The organism is Moraxella bovoculi (assembly GCF_000988745.2).
Taxonomy (GTDB): domain Bacteria; phylum Pseudomonadota; class Gammaproteobacteria; order Pseudomonadales; family Moraxellaceae; genus Moraxella; species Moraxella bovoculi.
This window is the reverse complement of sequence record NZ_CP011381.2, coordinates 1,663,252-1,678,062: the sequence shown is the minus strand read 5'-3', so window position 1 is coordinate 1,678,062 and position 14,811 is coordinate 1,663,252. Positions and strand designations below refer to the sequence as shown.

The 14,811-nt window shown below is 45.6% G+C and carries 17 protein-coding genes; 9 read left to right on the top strand and 8 right to left on the bottom strand.

All coding sequences use genetic code 11. The features are described 5' to 3' along the window. Positions 1-47 precede the first annotated feature (47 nt). The 3 genes from AAX10_RS07685 to AAX10_RS07675 form a co-directional block, all read right to left on the bottom strand. Complete coding sequence (locus AAX10_RS07685; protein WP_080947114.1) at positions 48-914, bottom strand: metallophosphoesterase; 867 nt, start codon at positions 912-914, stop codon at positions 48-50. Continuing rightward, positions 911-1,708 carry a TrmH family RNA methyltransferase gene (locus tag AAX10_RS07680; RefSeq protein WP_046700301.1) on the bottom strand — a complete coding sequence of 266 codons (798 nt, stop codon included), beginning with the start codon at positions 1,706-1,708 and terminating at the stop codon, positions 911-913. The genes AAX10_RS07685 and AAX10_RS07680 overlap by 4 nt, the downstream gene beginning before the upstream one ends. Positions 1,709-1,804: 96 nt before the next feature. Continuing rightward, on the bottom strand, positions 1,805-2,809 hold the full coding sequence (locus AAX10_RS07675; RefSeq protein ID WP_046700300.1) for a class 1 fructose-bisphosphatase: 1,005 nt from the start codon (positions 2,807-2,809) through the stop codon (positions 1,805-1,807). A 202-nt stretch (positions 2,810-3,011) separates the two neighbouring features. Here AAX10_RS07675 and AAX10_RS07670 point away from each other — a divergent pair, with 202 nt between their 5' ends. The 3 genes from AAX10_RS07670 (at position 3,012) to AAX10_RS07660 (ending at position 5,960) form a co-directional block, all read left to right on the top strand. Continuing rightward, positions 3,012-4,022: an aspartate carbamoyltransferase catalytic subunit gene (locus AAX10_RS07670; protein WP_036364170.1), complete on the top strand. Its 1,011-nt coding sequence runs from the start codon at positions 3,012-3,014 to the stop codon at positions 4,020-4,022. Between the two features lie 76 nt (positions 4,023-4,098). Next, positions 4,099-4,776, top strand: a complete 678-nt coding sequence (locus AAX10_RS07665; protein ID WP_046700299.1) for a tetratricopeptide repeat protein — start codon at positions 4,099-4,101, stop codon at positions 4,774-4,776. A gap of 29 nt (positions 4,777-4,805) precedes the next feature. Beyond that, positions 4,806-5,960: a dihydroorotase gene (locus tag AAX10_RS07660; RefSeq protein ID WP_046698558.1), complete on the top strand. Its 1,155-nt coding sequence runs from the start codon at positions 4,806-4,808 to the stop codon at positions 5,958-5,960. A 61-nt stretch (positions 5,961-6,021) separates the two neighbouring features. Here the strand turns inward: AAX10_RS07660 and AAX10_RS07655 are convergent, their stop codons facing one another. Continuing rightward, complete coding sequence (locus tag AAX10_RS07655) at positions 6,022-7,521, bottom strand: YihY family inner membrane protein (protein WP_036364155.1); 1,500 nt, start codon at positions 7,519-7,521, stop codon at positions 6,022-6,024. Between the two features lie 176 nt (positions 7,522-7,697). On the opposite strand from AAX10_RS07655, the gene wrbA reads away from it, so the two are divergent. Then, a complete protein-coding gene (gene wrbA / locus AAX10_RS07650) occupies positions 7,698-8,294 on the top strand; it encodes an NAD(P)H:quinone oxidoreductase (RefSeq protein ID WP_046698556.1) in 597 nt (198 codons plus the stop codon). A 12-nt stretch (positions 8,295-8,306) separates the two neighbouring features. Then, positions 8,307-8,711: a hypothetical protein gene (locus tag AAX10_RS07645; RefSeq protein WP_046700298.1), complete on the top strand. Its 405-nt coding sequence runs from the start codon at positions 8,307-8,309 to the stop codon at positions 8,709-8,711. Between the two features lie 70 nt (positions 8,712-8,781). Here the strand turns inward: AAX10_RS07645 and AAX10_RS07640 are convergent, their stop codons facing one another. Continuing rightward, positions 8,782-9,423: a DUF3108 domain-containing protein gene (locus AAX10_RS07640; RefSeq protein ID WP_046700683.1), complete on the bottom strand. Its 642-nt coding sequence runs from the start codon at positions 9,421-9,423 to the stop codon at positions 8,782-8,784. 292 nt (positions 9,424-9,715) lie between these two features. Here AAX10_RS07640 and AAX10_RS07635 point away from each other — a divergent pair, with 292 nt between their 5' ends. The 4 genes from AAX10_RS07635 to groL all read left to right on the top strand — a co-directional run bounded on the left by AAX10_RS07635 (position 9,716) and on the right by groL (position 12,564). Then, on the top strand, positions 9,716-10,333 hold the full coding sequence (locus tag AAX10_RS07635; RefSeq protein ID WP_046700297.1) for a hypothetical protein: 618 nt from the start codon (positions 9,716-9,718) through the stop codon (positions 10,331-10,333). A gap of 1 nt (position 10,334) precedes the next feature. Continuing rightward, complete coding sequence (locus AAX10_RS07630) at positions 10,335-10,490, top strand: hypothetical protein (RefSeq protein WP_080702187.1); 156 nt, start codon at positions 10,335-10,337, stop codon at positions 10,488-10,490. A 101-nt stretch (positions 10,491-10,591) separates the two neighbouring features. After that, positions 10,592-10,876 carry a co-chaperone GroES gene (locus tag AAX10_RS07625; RefSeq protein WP_036364135.1) on the top strand — a complete coding sequence of 95 codons (285 nt, stop codon included), beginning with the start codon at positions 10,592-10,594 and terminating at the stop codon, positions 10,874-10,876. 50 nt (positions 10,877-10,926) lie between these two features. Continuing rightward, the gene (groL, locus tag AAX10_RS07620) at positions 10,927-12,564 is read left to right on the top strand and encodes a chaperonin GroEL (RefSeq protein ID WP_046700296.1); all 1,638 of its coding nucleotides are present in this window, start codon (positions 10,927-10,929) and stop codon (positions 12,562-12,564) included. A gap of 95 nt (positions 12,565-12,659) precedes the next feature. Here groL and AAX10_RS07615 read toward each other — a convergent pair whose 3' ends face one another. The 3 genes from AAX10_RS07615 to AAX10_RS10105 all read right to left on the bottom strand — a co-directional run bounded on the left by AAX10_RS07615 (position 12,660) and on the right by AAX10_RS10105 (position 14,672). Beyond that, positions 12,660-14,057 (bottom strand): FAD-binding oxidoreductase, encoded by a 1,398-nt coding sequence (locus AAX10_RS07615; RefSeq protein ID WP_046700682.1) that lies wholly within the window; start codon positions 14,055-14,057, stop codon positions 12,660-12,662. 174 nt (positions 14,058-14,231) lie between these two features. Further along, a complete protein-coding gene (locus tag AAX10_RS10110) occupies positions 14,232-14,393 on the bottom strand; it encodes a hypothetical protein (protein WP_158580344.1) in 162 nt (53 codons plus the stop codon). 141 nt (positions 14,394-14,534) lie between these two features. Continuing rightward, complete coding sequence (locus AAX10_RS10105; RefSeq protein ID WP_158580342.1) at positions 14,535-14,672, bottom strand: hypothetical protein; 138 nt, start codon at positions 14,670-14,672, stop codon at positions 14,535-14,537. Between the last annotated feature and the right edge of the window lie 139 nt (positions 14,673-14,811).

Here is a 14,811-nt window from a genome sequence, read left to right as displayed (position 1 = left end):
AGCATCTGAATAAAAATCCCCATGACTCAATGGGGATTTTATTTAACCTAACCGTTGGGAATGGTTAAGAATACCAACTCTGGACGATTAAATATTCTGGGTATCAAGCGTGTGGATTCCTTGGCCAGTCCGCGACTGACGATGAATTGAGTGTGATGACTGTGTGACTTTTGATTATTAAAATGGTAGCTTCCTCCGGCATATTTTGGAAATAGTCCTTGATCTGGGGCAAACAATCCATTGAGTATGTAGGGGATACGCCATTGACCGCCGTGTGCATGCCCACTGACGACAAAGTCAAAAGGGTATTGCAAATAATCGTCAATATGTTCTGGTCGGTGAGTCAGTAGGATATTAATGTGATCTGAGCTGGCAAGATTTCCGACGATGCGTAAGTCTTGGTTGAATTTATCGACAAAAACTGGATCGGACACACCGTGAATGTGAATGTTGCTGGGTTTGCCATCAATCGATAAGATGGCACTTTCACCGTGTAAAATCTTAATGCCGTAGCTTTTGATTTTATTTTCTATGTTGGCATAGTCAGCAGCAGGCAGATACAGCTCGTGATTGCCATTGACATAGTATACATTCGGCGTAATGCTGGTAAGTTGGCGAAGCAGTATGTCCGTATGCGTCGGGGGTAAATCATCATCATAAATGTCGCCACCTAACAAAATCATATCGGGACGACGATTCTTCAAAGGGGCGATGATTTCTTTTTGATCATCCCCATAAAAACAACTGTGTAGGTCAGTGATGATGGCTATGGTAATTTCATGTTGGCTGTTGACATGGCTGGCAGTGTAGTCTTGATTGATGAGTCTGTCATCAATGGCAATGAGTGTGATGGCGGTCAATGATGCTAAGATGGCGAGCATCATTAAGATTTTGTGTACTGACAAATGTTTCATGATAGACAGTCCAATGTTTGGTTAAATTGACGCTGACGCAACATCTCATAAAAACATATTGAGCCTGCCACGCCGACATTCAGGCTTTCTTGACCATTTGGCTGGGGTAGGGCGATGGGCGTGGCGTTTTGTAAAAAAACATCAGACACCCCCTGTCCCTCATGCCCCAATACCCAAGCGATGGGTGATGTCAAATCGTGATTGTAGATGACTTTGTTAGTATGACTGCTGGTGGCGTATAAAGGGGTTTTGACTTGGCTTAAGATGTCATCAATGCTGATGTGCTCATGAATGTCTAAGGCGAAGTTTGCTCCCATGCCAGCACGCAAGCACTTAGGTGACCACAGATGGGCGGTGGCGGGCGTGGTGATGATGGTGGTGATTCCGACTGCTGATGCGGTGCGTAGGAGCGTACCGATGTTTCCAGCGTCTTGTAAGCCGTCTAAAATCAGGCAGTCGCCCACCACATCGCCAAGTGTGGGTGTGGGCGTGTCAATAATTGCCATGATGTCCACACCATCCCCGAGCGTGCGAATATCTTTATACAGGGCATTGCTTGTGATGATGATGTCTTTTTTGGCGATGTTAGCGAGCAGTGGGGCGACCTCATCATTCTTAAAGGCAGATTCTGACAGAATGACCTTTGAGGGGGTTAAGCCTTGCTTTAAGAGTGCGTCAAACAAATGCACGCCTTCAATGACCGTCTGTCCGCTTTTTTTACGGGTGCGGTGGTGGGTTAGTAGGGCATGGGCGTGTTTGATGGTGGGGTTATTTTTTGAGGTGATTAGATTCATGGGCGAGCAATTTTGATTTAAACAAAATAGGATATTTGATCTTGTCATGACAGGGTAAAAAAACCGCCAAATTTGCGGTTTTTGTTCTTTTTTTTATTAAGTTTTATCCCCGTTTGCCAGGATTCCTGCTTTTTCATGCAAAGCTTTAACGTAGGTCACTTCTTCTTTTGCGCCCAAGACCACAGGCACACGTTGGTGAATTTCGCTTGGGGTAATCTCCATGATGCGCTGTACGCCATCTGTGCTGGCACCACCTGCTTGCTCGATGATAAAGCTCATCGGATTGGCTTCGTACATCAGACGAAGTTTGCCCGCCTTGCCCGCGATTTTGGTGTCAAACGGATACATAAACACCCCGCCACGAATCAAAATACGATGCACATCAGCAATCATCGCTGCCACCCATCGCATGTTGTAGTCTTTGGCTCGTACGCCTGTGTCTCCTTGGGTTAGCTCTTCAATGTATGTCTGAATCGGTTCAAGCCAGTAACGGCGATTCGAGGCGTTGATGGCATATTCAGCGGTGGTTTCGCCGATGCGCACGTTATCATTGATCAGGATATAGGTCTGTGTCATGGGATCAAAGCTAAACATGGCAACGCCCTTGCCAAAGGTAACCGCAAGCATGGTGGATGTGCCATAGATGAAGTAGCCGGCCGCGACCTGGTTTTCACCTTTTTGCAGGAAATCGGCTTCGGTGGCTTTTTGACCTTGACTGTGATAAGGCAAAATAGAAAAAATCGTCCCCACTGTCATGTTGATGTCAATGTTAGATGAGCCATCAAGTGGATCAAAGGTAACCAGTAGTGTGCCGTCATCATTGGCAGAGCTGATCTTGTCAAGCTCTTCTGAGGCGACGCCTGCGCAGTTGGGGTTATGGATTAGGGCGTTTAGCAGTAGGTCGTTAGAGATGACGTCCAGCTTTTTTTGAGCTTCGCCTTGTACGTTTTGACCACCTGCCTCGCCATGAATGCCTGCCAATGCCCCCTTGTCAAGCAGATGGCTGATTGCCACGCTGGCGGTAGCAAGTGTCGTCATGGTGCTGGCAAGAGCAGGCGTGGTGTGCGATTCTAGGTATTGGGCTAGGGTGGTCTGTGACATGATTTTTCCTTAATAATGATGATAAATATGATGCAAAATATTCTATCATGAAACACCCCAAATTTCATGTTGCAAATGAGCAATATTTTAATGCTAAGTAAGATTGATTCGTGAAATTTACATTGCTGTTTGGGATGGAATTTTGATAAAATAACCTAATTTGTTTTTAATTCGCCAAAGACCACGCACCTAAGGAAAATCCATGACTGACATCACCGCCCGCCTAAACCAAACCCTTGCCCGTCCACAGCTTACCCCCAATGACGACACCGCCATTCGCCATTTTATCGGCGTTGAGGGGCTGACACGCCCACAGCTTGAAGGGATTATTGATAAGGCGATGAGTTATTTTGATGATAATGGACGGCTTATTAACACTGACGAGCTGTCGGGTAAGACGGTGATGAATCTGTTCTTTGAAAACTCCACCCGCACCCGCACGACCTTTGAGGCGGCTCAAAAACGCCTTGGGGCGAACGTGCTAAATCTTGACATCGCCAAATCCTCCACTTCCAAAGGCGAGACTTTGCGTGATACGCTGTGGAACTTGGAGGCGATGAGTGCTGATATGTTTGTGGTGCGTCATTCATCAAGTGGGGCGGCTCATTTTATGGCGACCGAAGTTACCCCAAATGTGGCAATCATCAACGCAGGGGACGGCTGGCACGCCCACCCCACCCAAGCCATGCTGGATATGCTCACGATTTACCGTGAGGCGGACAAGCCTTTTGATGAGCTGTCTGTGGCGATTGTTGGCGACATCAAGCACAGCCGTGTGGCTCGCTCAGATATCTCGGCATTGACGACTTTGGGGGCGCGTGATATTCGTGTGATTGCCCCTAAGACCCTTTTGCCAAAGGGTATTGAGCGGTATAACGTCTCGGTATTTGAGAACATTGATAAAGGCGTGGCGGACGCTGATGTGATTATCGGCTTGCGTATCCAAAATGAGCGTATCGGCTCGCCTCTGTTGCCGTCCACGTCTGAGTATTACAAGATGTATGGCATTACCGAGGCTCGTGTTGCTCTTGCCAAACCAAATGCTCTGGTCATGCACCCCGGCCCCATGAACCGTGGTGTGGAAATAGCGTCTGGCGTGGCGGACGGCAGTCAATCGGTGATTTTAAAGCAGGTCAATAACGGCATTGCGGTGCGTATGGCGGTCATGGCAATGGCAATGCGTGGGCAGGAGAGTTTGAGAAATTTGGCATAAATCATTGGCTTAATTTGGTTAAATTGTTGGATGTGTAATACGCACCGCATTTTAACCATTTAATAAGAGAAAAATTATGTTTAAAAAAATTTCAATATTAACCGCAGGATTTTTATTATCTGTATCGGTATTTGCCAGTGATGTACAGGATTTAATTCAAAACGCAGAGAATGGCGATGTGGCGGTTCAGGCAAATTTGGCGGATTATTATCATAACCAACAGGATTATATCAATGAATTTTATTGGACGGAAAAACTTGCAAATCAAGGGTTTGCAACATCTCAATTTAATCTTGGTGTGATGTACAATAATGGTTTGGGTGTACACCAAGATGATGCCAAAGCGGTAGAATGGCATACCAAATCAGCGAGCCAGAATTTTGTGCTGGCTCAGTTTCATTTGGGAAATATGTATAGAAATGGTCGTGGTGTAGAAAAAGATGATAATAAGGCAATAGAATGGTGGTCTAAATCTGCTCAACAAGACTTTGAAAAAGCCCAATACAATCTTGCAGGAATGTATTTAAGGGGTGAAAGCGTTGAGAAGGATTTGAATAAGGCTTTTGAATTATATCAAAAATCAGCACTGCAAGGTAATCCAAAAGCGCAATTTAATTTGGCAAGTATGTATGCAAACGAAGATGGTGTTGCCAAAAACCGCATCAAAGCCAAAGAGTGGTTTAGTAAATCCTGTAAAAATAGCAAACAAGATGCCTGTGAGCAATACGAGATTTTAGAAAGTCAAGGCTACTAATTTTAAAAACATCAGTGAAAGAGAAATTTATGAAAACCCTACTTCCCCCCACTTGGCAATCGCCAAACCTAGATAATGTTCCGACAGACGGCAAATGGCTGATACCACCCATTGTAGATTTGTGCGGACGTTTGCGTGAACCAGGGCATCAGCCGCATGGCACGCTATCAAGCGAAGGCAAGACCGCTCGCATGAACGGCATTTTGCACGTTGTCTTACCGCCCGACACCAACCCTGTGCTAGAAAATGGCTCATTGCTCAAGGGCTTAAAACAAAAAGCATGGGCGGACGGTGGTATTCATCTGCACATTTTGGGGGCATTGACCGCAGGGCTTGACGGCAAACAACCTGCCAACCTTGCAGGGCTAAAACAAGGCGGAGCGATTGGCGTAACCAATGCCACCAAAGGCTTTGAAAATGACCTAGTCATGCTGCGTACACTAGAATACGCATCTACCTTTGATTTGAAAGTGTTTTTTTATCCTGACGAGCCGAGCCTGTCGGCAGGGGGCGTGGCTCATGACGGCTACATTGCGTCTTTTCATGGTTTGCAGGGCATTCCGTGGCTTGCCGAGACCATTGCCTTATCCAAGCAAATTCTTATGGTGGAAGAGACGGGGCTGTCTGCTCATTTTAGTCAAATCACCTGCCGTACATCTGTGGAACTCATCCGCTGGGCAAAGCAAAAGGGCTTGCCGATTACTTGCGATGTCGCCATGCACCAGTTGCACCTGACCGATGACGACATTGAAGGCTATAACGCCCATGCCTATGTCCTACCCCCACTTCGCTCCAATACCGACCAACAAGCCCTTATCAAGGGACTAAGAGACGGCACCATTGATGCGATTTGCTCGCATCATGAGCCACTATCAAGCAGCAGCAAACAAGCCCCCTTTGCCGAGAGTACAGCAGGGATTAGTAACTTTGATACCTTTGTGTCATTGGGCTGTAAACTCGTGGCGGACGGTATTTTAACCGCAGAGCAATTGGTTGAGAAAATCTGCACCAACCCTGCCAAAATCGCAGGGATTACAGATTATGAAACCATTGGCGGGGCGGTGCTGATTGACCCAAATCAGTCTTGGACGGTGGGTAAAGACACCATGCTGTCGGCAGGTAAAAATACACCATTTTTCGGGCAGGTATTGACAGGTAAAGTAGAGCAAGTGTTTTTTGACTGATTTTACCCAATAATAAAGCCCGCCAATTTTTAGGCGGGCTTTATTATTGGTGCATGGGTATTTATTTTAGGCCGTTTTTGAAGTCATTGGCGACTTTCTTGCTTTTGCCAAACAGATGGCGCGCTTTTTTGAGTAGGCGAATGACTTGAGTCAGGCGGCTTTCTGTAAAGGCAGCTTTGCCATCTGGGATGATGAACGATTCGCCATTTTCATTAATTTCGCGGCGGGCGGTTTTTTTGAATCCATCCGCATCGCTCTTGTCTTTGGCATCTTCATCAGTGATGCGTACGATTTCCTCTTTTTTGCGTACGGGCGCGCTATCAAACAGTTCAGACAGTCGCATGTCAAGCTCGCCTTTGGCAGTACGTTCGATCTTGGTAAGGTTCTTATAGATCTCAACGAACCAAGGGTCGTAGTCTGCTGCTTTTAGGGCGTCAAGCTCATCTTTGATTGGGAGCGGGTAGGGCAGGGTTTTGTAGAACTGCCATAGGCTCATGCTGCTAAGATCTGTCTGTAGCAGGTATTCATCATCCTTGGTGCGGGTGATGAGTTTGGCATCGATTAGCTGATCAAGGTAGAGACTCCACTTTGGCAGCTCTTTGCGCCCTAGCACCTGACGAAGATCGTGTTCGCTGACGGTTTTGCCTTCTTGGTAGCGCTTATAAGTTAGGTTAAGCATGTCAAGCAGGCTTAATAATGGGTGGCGTACAGGCACTTCTTTGTTATCAAAAATCGTCAGCGTGTAGCTAATCTCCACGCCCAGCAGAATGATGTTCCAAGACAAGAAGATCCATAATAGAAAAATAGGCAAGGCGGCAAACGCACCATAAATCGCTTCATAACTGGTGAAGTTAGACATGACGGTTCCAAATACTGCCTTTAGAATCTCAAATAAAATGGCAGAGACAATGCCTGCGATGGCGGCATTCTTGAAGGGAACTTGTGCTTTTGGGATGAACCAATACATGCCAATAAAGCCAGCAATCGTAAACAGCACAGAAATCACATACGCCCAGATCGACCAATCAATCCCATAGCCTGCAATCTGACGATTCAAAAAATCCGCGCTCTGAATCGCGCTCGATGCACCGAACGCCACGCCAAGAACGATGGGCCCTAGCGTGATCAGCGCCCAATAACGAATGATGCTTGAAGCACCGCCAGAACGTTCTTTGACGCGCCAAATTTTATTAAATGCGGTCTCGATGGTCATCAAGGTCATCATCGTGGTGACGAATAAACCCACCACACCCACTACGCCAAGGTTGCTGGATTTTTGGGCGAAGCTATCAAAATATTGGCTGATTTGCTCGCTCGATGACGGCATGAGGTTGCTGTAGATGACCGACTGTAATTGTTCGCGCATGTCGGACAGTGCAGGCACGCTAGAGAACACCACTAAGATTACAGTCAAGATCGGCACTAAGGAAAGTAATGTGGTGTAGGTTAGGCTGGCGGCTTTTTGTTGGCATTCATCTTCAATAAAGTGACGCACCAAAAGGCGTAAATACATGAACCATCCAAAATGGGCAAAAGGCAGTTTATTTAAAAAATTCATCATAATCTCAGCTAATCATCCAATAAAATTCATGAATCTTAGTGTAACAAATATCACGCATTTTTAAAGTGTTTTTGGCAAAAAAATAGATAAATTAAGCAGGTTTAAAAATTTGATGCGTGGATTTCGCTAAAATTAAGCTATAATGTTCAAGATTTAATAACCCAAAAAGATAAGTAATGACTGATTTATACATCCTAGTGCTATACGACACCAATCACAACCGCACCAAAGAACTCGCCTATGCCATCGCAGAGGGGGTGATGAATACAGGTGCAGCGGTTAAGATACGCCGCGTGCCTAAGGTCTCAAGCGTCACCGAGCAGATGGCACCTGTCATTCCTGATGAGGGAGATTTATATTGTACGGCTGAGGAGCTGTCGAGCTGTGCAGGCCTGGCGGTGGGTAGCCCGACACATTTTGGAAATATGTCCGCCAGCATGAAGTATTTTTGGGATAATACGGTGACGTCATGGTTGGCGGGTGATCTACAGGGCAAGCCTGCCTGTGTGTTCACCAGCAGTGGTACCATGCATGGAGGTAATGAGGTGACGTTATTAACCATGATGGTGCCGCTACTGCATCATGGCATGATCATGGTGGGTCTGCCTTATGCGCATGCGGAACTTAATCGCACCAATCGTGGCGGTACGCCTTATGGGGTGAGTAGTGTCGCAGGCGCGACTCATGAATTCGCCATGACGGCAGATGAGCGAGCACTTGCCATCGCTCAGGGCGTACGCCTTGCCAATATCGCCAAAAAATTAGCCAATTAATAAAACACACTCATGAAAAAACCATTTGTTAAAAAACCCATCCAGCCCATTCATCAACGCCTAAAGCTGTGCTGGTGGCTGTGGGTGGTGTTTGCTATCATCATTTATCCGCTGTCTATCATGATGCTAACAGATGTTAATGTCATGAATGGCGTGGTTGTGCAGATTCTGGCGATGTTGCCTGCGTTATTATTTACGCCTGCGATCATGCGTGGCAATTCACCTTATGTGCTGATTTTTGCCAGTATTGTTACGTTGGTATATCTGAGCGTGGCAGGCGTGCTTGCGCTGATTCGCTATTACGAGGGGGTGAGTGCTGGCATCTGGGGGATGCGATTGGTAGAGTTTATTGTCTTGTTATTTATCAATTATTATCTGTTCATTCTACTAAAACGCCTACCACCGATGCACAAATAATCTTAGGCAGAGATAATAAAAACAGCAGGGCGATAACCCTGCTGTTTTTATTGGTAGCTGACCTATCAGATCAGTTCGTCTTGGTTAGCTCCATAGAGATGGTCTTGCCGTCGTTGGTCTGGCTGACTTTGACGGGTAGGTAGTTTAGACTAGGCGCTAACCAAAAACTCGTCGCACGGTCACGATCGTCATGTACTCGGTCAATACGAACCACATTATAAGTACCTGCAGGGACGGTCAGCTTACTTGTGCCTGAGCGTTTGAATTTGGCGGTATCGATGTTGGTTTTGCGCACCAAATGATAGTTGCCAGAGAATCTGCCGTTAATCAATTCTTGGCGGATTTGGGCTTCTAGGCTTAGATCGTCATAGGCCTGAGAGCTCATTTTTAGGGTGGTCGATTTGCCTTTATAAGTTGAAACAGCTGTCTTGGCAGAGTTATTAAATTTGATGCCGTGTGTGTTACCCACGCCAAATAGACGCACAGACATTGATGAGCTCGATGGTAGAATTCTGCCGCCTGACAGACTAAACTTAGACGACTGATCGACACTTGCGATGCGAGCAGCCGATGCCTTTACGGTATAGTTGTAGTGATTGCCCGATTTAGCCAAGGTGCGAGTCGCTGTGCCTGATCTGCCGTCTGCTTTGACCACATAAGTGGCAGAAAAGCCCGCTAAATCCGTCGCATTGGCAGATAAGGTTGCCCCCATGGCAATGCCTGTGGCAACAGTGGCAGTGGTGGCAGTTTTGAAAAATTTATTTAATACAGACATAATCACTCTCTTGCTTTGCAAATTAATTTAAAACATGGGTTTATTATTGATATTTTTTGTTACAACTACAAGGGCGATGGCGTGATGATTTGTAGCATTTTGTGAGAAAAATTTCTCAAACCATATTTTATTTGCCATTATCATAAAGCAAACTAATCATTATACATATTTTGTTACATTTTATGTTGTCATATAACTTTTAAAAATTTTGTTAGTTTGTAGGTTTTGTATGACTTTAAAATTATTAAAATCATTTTTAAAATACATCACTATTTTTATCGTCGCACTTATCGCCATTTTACTGTGCTTTTATCTGTATCTCATTAGTGGGTCTGCCAAACAAGGCGACATTACTTGGCATTCTTCAATTTTAACGTATTGGGCTATGTCCCGTGACGTTGCCCTGTCTGCCCCTGCCATAGACTACGGTGGCGTGGAAGATACGGACGAGCAGGGCAACACGAGTACCAAAGCCTATATGGACGCTTGCATACAGCACACAGGGGTGGACATGATGACAATGCTTGGCGAGCTTAACACTCAGCTACTATTGTCCGAATTTGGCGAAAAAGGGTTTAGTAAAGATGCTTTATCCCTTGTAAACTGTACCGACTCCGCCCCCAAACTTAGCCGAGACGATTACATCAAACAAGCCAAAATCATCGATAACGAGGCTCGTTATGATGATATTAAAGAGCGTTCTGATGACTATCTGGACGCTTGCTACTATTGGCAATGGCAAGCGACCGATGATTTAAGTGAAAACCTTATCACGGATAACACGCCAAACCTGCTCTTTGTCGCCCAAAAAATAAGACCTTGCCACACCGCTTGCCAATGCCGTTAATATGGCAAAACGCTTTGATGATACGCTCATCTACACCCCTTATCACGGGCATACCGTGAGTTTATCGGGCATGAATGCGTGCGTGAACGGCTATGTGGTGCCGTACTCGCTTAACCCAAAAGTCAAGTTTGATAAAAAAGTGATATTGTGTGAGTGATAAATTTTTAAAAAAATTATCTTGAAAAATTTGCCCCTAAACACCATTTTTATAAACAATCTGGTTTTGCCAGTATCCCTAACAAGTTAATGGAGAAGTTTATGTCAATTCGTCCTCTACATGATCGTATTGTGGTACGCCGTACCGAAGAAGAGCAAAAAACGGCAGGCGGAATCCTGCTGCCAGGATCTGCCCAAGAAAAACCACAACAAGGCGAAATCATCGCTGTGGGCAATGGTCAAGTGACTGACAATGGCGTGCGTCCGCTGGATGTGAAAGTTGGTGACAAGGTTCTATTTGGTCAATACGCAGGTCAAACCGTCAAAGTGGACGGCGAAGAGCTTTTGATTATGAAAGAAGCTGACGTATTGGGTGTATTGGAATAAATTAAACCCATCTTAAATTACATTAAATCACATTAAAAGAGAGAATAAACATGGCAAAAGACGTAAGTTTTGGCACAACCGCCCGCGAAAAAATGATTGATGGCGTAAACATCCTAGCGAACGCTGTTAAAGTTACCCTAGGCCCAAAAGGTCGTAACGTAGTCATCGATAAGTCATTCGGCGCGCCAACCATCACTAAAGACGGTGTGAGTGTGGCAAAAGAGATTGAGCTTGAAGACAAATTTGAAAACATGGGTGCTCAGCTTGTCCGTGAAGTAGCTTCAAAAACCAATGACGTGGCAGGGGATGGCACCACCACTGCCACCGTACTTGCCCAAGCTATCCTAACCGAGGGCATGAAAACTGTCGCTGCTGGCATGAATCCTATGGATTTAAAACGTGGTATTGACAAGGCGACCCGTGTTGCGGTTGAGCAAATCCACGCCTTATCCACCCCTGCCGATGACTTTAAAGCGATTGCTCAGGTGGGTTCAATTTCAGCCAACTCCGATACCAAGATTGGCGAGCTTATCAGTGAGGCGATGAAAACTGTGGGTAAGCAAGGCGTGATTACCGTAGAAGAGGGTTCAGGCTTTGAAGACACCCTGGAAGTGGTTGAGGGTATGCAGTTTGATCGTGGCTATATCAGCCCCTACTTTGCCAATAAACAAGACAGCTTGACGTGTGAATTTGACAATCCTTACATCCTGCTAGTGGACAAAAAGATTGCCAATATCCGTGAGATTGTGCCACTACTAGAACAAGTCATGCAAACCAGTCGCCCGCTACTTATCATCGCCGAAGACGTGGAAAATGAAGCGTTGGCAACTTTGGTGGTAAACAACTTGCGTGGCGGTCTAAAAACCTGTGCTGTTAAAGCCCCTGGCTTTGGCGACAGACGTAAAGCCATGCTCCAAGATATTGCCATTTTGACAGGTGGTATCGTGATTTCAGAAGAAGTGGGTCTGTCTCTTGAAACTGCCACACTCGAACACCTAGGCACGGCTAAGAAAACCACCGTTGGCAAAGAAAACACCGTGATTGTGGACGGAGCAGGCGACAAGGTTCAAATTGACAGCCGTGTTGAATCTATCAAACGTCAAATCGAAGAATCCACGTCTGATTACGACAAAGAAAAACTGCAAGAACGTGTTGCCAAACTCTCTGGCGGTGTGGCGGTCATCAAAGTCGGTGCTGCCACCGAAACCGAAATGAAAGAGAAAAAAGACCGTGTTGATGATGCTCTACACGCCACCCGTGCGGCGGTAGAAGAAGGTATCGTACCAGGGGGCGGCGTTGCCCTAGTACGTGCGTTGTCTGCATTGGCCGAGCTCAAAGGCGACAATGACGACCAAAACGCAGGTATTAATATCCTACGTCGTGCCATGGAAGCCCCACTTCGCCAAATCGTAACCAACGCTGGCGATGAAGCATCTGTGATTGTCAATGAAGTCAAAAACGGCTCTGGCAACTACGGCTACAACGCTGCCACAGGTCAGTATGGCGATATGCTAGAAATGGGTATTCTTGACCCTGCCAAGGTAACTCGCTCTGCCCTAGAACACGCCGCCAGCGTGGCAGGTCTTATGCTCACTACCGAAGTGATGATTACCGACAAACCTGCCCCAGAAGCCCCTAATATGGGTGCTGGCATGGGCGGTATGGGTGGCATGGGCGGAATGATGTAATCGCCTAGCTGTCAGCTATTGACTACCCAACAAAAAAATCCTGTCGTTATGGCAGGATTTTTTATTAATTTGAATTTATGATAATGGCGTTAAGATTAATCCATGTCAAAGACTTTGCCGGGATTCATAACCCCATTAGGGTCAAACACCGCCTTGATGGCTTTCATATACTCAATCTCAGCAGGCGAGCGGGTATAATCCAAATATGGCTTTTTGGTCATGCCCACGCCATGCTCGGCAGAGATTGAGCCTTTGTATTTTTTAACCGTTCCAAAGACGTATTTATTGACCGTTTGGCACTTGGCAAAAAAGTCGTCTTTGGTTAGGTTGTCAGGTTTTAGGATATTTAGGTGCAGGTTGCCATCGCCAATATGCCCAAACCAGCAAATCTCAAAATCAGGGTAATTGTCCTTGACAATCTGTTCAATGTCATTGATAAAATCGCCCAAATGTGTAATCAGCACCGACACGTCATTTTTGTAAGGGGTGAACACCGAAATCGTCTCGGAGATGCTCTCACGCAATTTCCAGAGCTCGTGCAGTTGCCCCACGCTTTGGCTCATCACACCATCTTCTATCAAGCCATCTTCGGCACAGCTTTCAAACACATTCATGGCGGTGTCTAACACGTCATCGGACACCGCTTCAAATTCTAACAAGACATAAAAAGGCGTGCGGCTGTCAAACGGCGCTTTGGCGTGCCCTGCGGTCAGCACCTTATCAATTGCCACGCTGTCAAAAAATTCAAAAGCAGTTAAGTTTAACGCCTTACCAAACTTATCAAGCAGTTTTACCACCGACCCAAAATCAGGCACACCCAATACCATTGCCGTTAAATTAACAGGCTGCTTCTCAAGCTTAATCAACGCACGAGTTACAAAGCCTAAAGTACCTTCTGCTCCGATAAACAAATGACGAAAATCATAACCTGTGGCATTCTTTAACATACCGCCGTTTAATTCTAAGATATCACCTTTACCAGTAACGACAGTTAATCCTAGTATTTGATTTCTTGTCATGCCATAACGAATGACTTTAATGCCACCTGCGTTGGTACCAATATTACCGCCAATCTGACTTGATCCAGATGAAGCAAAGTCTACGGCGTAGTATAAGTTCTTAGATTCAGCAAATTCTTGCAAAGCCTTAGTCACCACGCCAGCTTCTACTTCTACCATACGATCAGCTTCATAAAACGTCCCAATGGCGTTCATCTTATCAAAACTTACCACCACCTCACCATTACTGGCAACAGCACCTGCTGATAATCCTGTACGTCCACCACTAGGCACCAAACATACTTGATACTCATTAGCAAGCCTTACAATCTTAGCCACTTCCTCTGTCGTCTTAGGAAACACCACCGCACTCGGTGCAGGGGCAAAATGCTTCGTCCAGTCTCTACCCCAGTTGTCTAGGCTGTCGGGGTCGGTTTTTATGGTGAGAGTGGGTAGGGTGGTGGTTAGATCTTGGAGAAATTGAGAAGTGTTCATGGCATGCTCTGTTTTAAAATTCATCACGCATTATAAAACACGCCCATCAAAAAATCATGCCAAAAATAACCCTTTCTCCATAAAGATATTCATGCATTAAATAAAAAATAAAATAGATGAGTGTGTCATCTATTCTATTTTTCTTGATATCTAAGTTTATTAATTACCGAAAAATTAATAAATAAGGTTCTCAACCACACTAAAGAAATACTCGTTCGGGCGATCTTGAATGGCGATGACACCGCGTAAGGTAGCACCTTTTAGCTTTGATAGGCGAGCCTTTTGCTCAGCGCTTAGAGGGGGTGCTGATTGGGCGTGGGTGATAAGTCTTACCATCAGCGGTCTTAACCATCAGCACTTGATGGGTTTTACCATCGGCATTTCTGGTGAGTTCTTGAGCGCTGGTGATGTTAGTGATCGCAACTGGCGTGTTAATCTTAGCAAGTTCGCGTTTAAGACCTTGGGTTAGCTGGTCTTTTAGGCTTGCTTCATCAGCCCTGCTAAAGCCGGTGATTTGAACGTTGTTTCGTTAATTTGGCTGGCAGGTGTGGTGCTTGCGCAGGCGGTTAGTAATGCGACGCCTGATAGGGTGGTGATAAGTCCGATGGGTCTCATGTTTTTATCCGATTGGATGGTTGATTTTGAGTTGTAATAAATTGTACGTCAAAATTTCAAGTGATGTGTCGCGTTGTCATTAAGTTTTGTAACGCTTATTCGGGAGCTGTTGGCGATACCTTACAAATTTAGTATGAAT

What these genes read in the sequence shown, in the direction of transcription:
- AAX10_RS10110 (WP_158580344.1), bottom strand. Translation starts at nt 14,393, where the DNA reads ATGGTAAGACTTATCACCCACGCCCAATCAGCACCCCCTCTAAGCGCT.
- AAX10_RS07640 (WP_046700683.1), bottom strand. Translation starts at nt 9,423, where the DNA reads ATGGGGGCAACCTTATCTGCCAATGCGACGGATTTAGCGGGCTTTTCT.
- AAX10_RS07670 (WP_036364170.1), top strand. Translation starts at nt 3,012, where the DNA reads ATGACTGACATCACCGCCCGCCTAAACCAAACCCTTGCCCGTCCACAG.
- AAX10_RS07680 (WP_046700301.1), bottom strand. Translation starts at nt 1,708, where the DNA reads ATGAATCTAATCACCTCAAAAAATAACCCCACCATCAAACACGCCCAT.
- AAX10_RS10105 (WP_158580342.1), bottom strand. Translation starts at nt 14,672, where the DNA reads ATGAGACCCATCGGACTTATCACCACCCTATCAGGCGTCGCATTACTA.
- wrbA (WP_046698556.1), top strand. Translation starts at nt 7,698, where the DNA reads ATGACTGATTTATACATCCTAGTGCTATACGACACCAATCACAACCGC.
- AAX10_RS07630 (WP_080702187.1), top strand. Translation starts at nt 10,335, where the DNA reads ATGGCAAAACGCTTTGATGATACGCTCATCTACACCCCTTATCACGGG.
- AAX10_RS07685 (WP_080947114.1), bottom strand. Translation starts at nt 914, where the DNA reads ATGAAACATTTGTCAGTACACAAAATCTTAATGATGCTCGCCATCTTA.
- AAX10_RS07645 (WP_046700298.1), top strand. Translation starts at nt 8,307, where the DNA reads ATGAAAAAACCATTTGTTAAAAAACCCATCCAGCCCATTCATCAACGC.
- AAX10_RS07665 (WP_046700299.1), top strand. Translation starts at nt 4,099, where the DNA reads ATGTTTAAAAAAATTTCAATATTAACCGCAGGATTTTTATTATCTGTA.
- AAX10_RS07655 (WP_036364155.1), bottom strand. Translation starts at nt 7,521, where the DNA reads ATGATGAATTTTTTAAATAAACTGCCTTTTGCCCATTTTGGATGGTTC.
- AAX10_RS07615 (WP_046700682.1), bottom strand. Translation starts at nt 14,057, where the DNA reads ATGAACACTTCTCAATTTCTCCAAGATCTAACCACCACCCTACCCACT.
- AAX10_RS07675 (WP_046700300.1), bottom strand. Translation starts at nt 2,809, where the DNA reads ATGTCACAGACCACCCTAGCCCAATACCTAGAATCGCACACCACGCCT.
- groL (WP_046700296.1), top strand. Translation starts at nt 10,927, where the DNA reads ATGGCAAAAGACGTAAGTTTTGGCACAACCGCCCGCGAAAAAATGATT.
- AAX10_RS07660 (WP_046698558.1), top strand. Translation starts at nt 4,806, where the DNA reads ATGAAAACCCTACTTCCCCCCACTTGGCAATCGCCAAACCTAGATAAT.
- AAX10_RS07635 (WP_046700297.1), top strand. Translation starts at nt 9,716, where the DNA reads ATGACTTTAAAATTATTAAAATCATTTTTAAAATACATCACTATTTTT.
- AAX10_RS07625 (WP_036364135.1), top strand. Translation starts at nt 10,592, where the DNA reads ATGTCAATTCGTCCTCTACATGATCGTATTGTGGTACGCCGTACCGAA.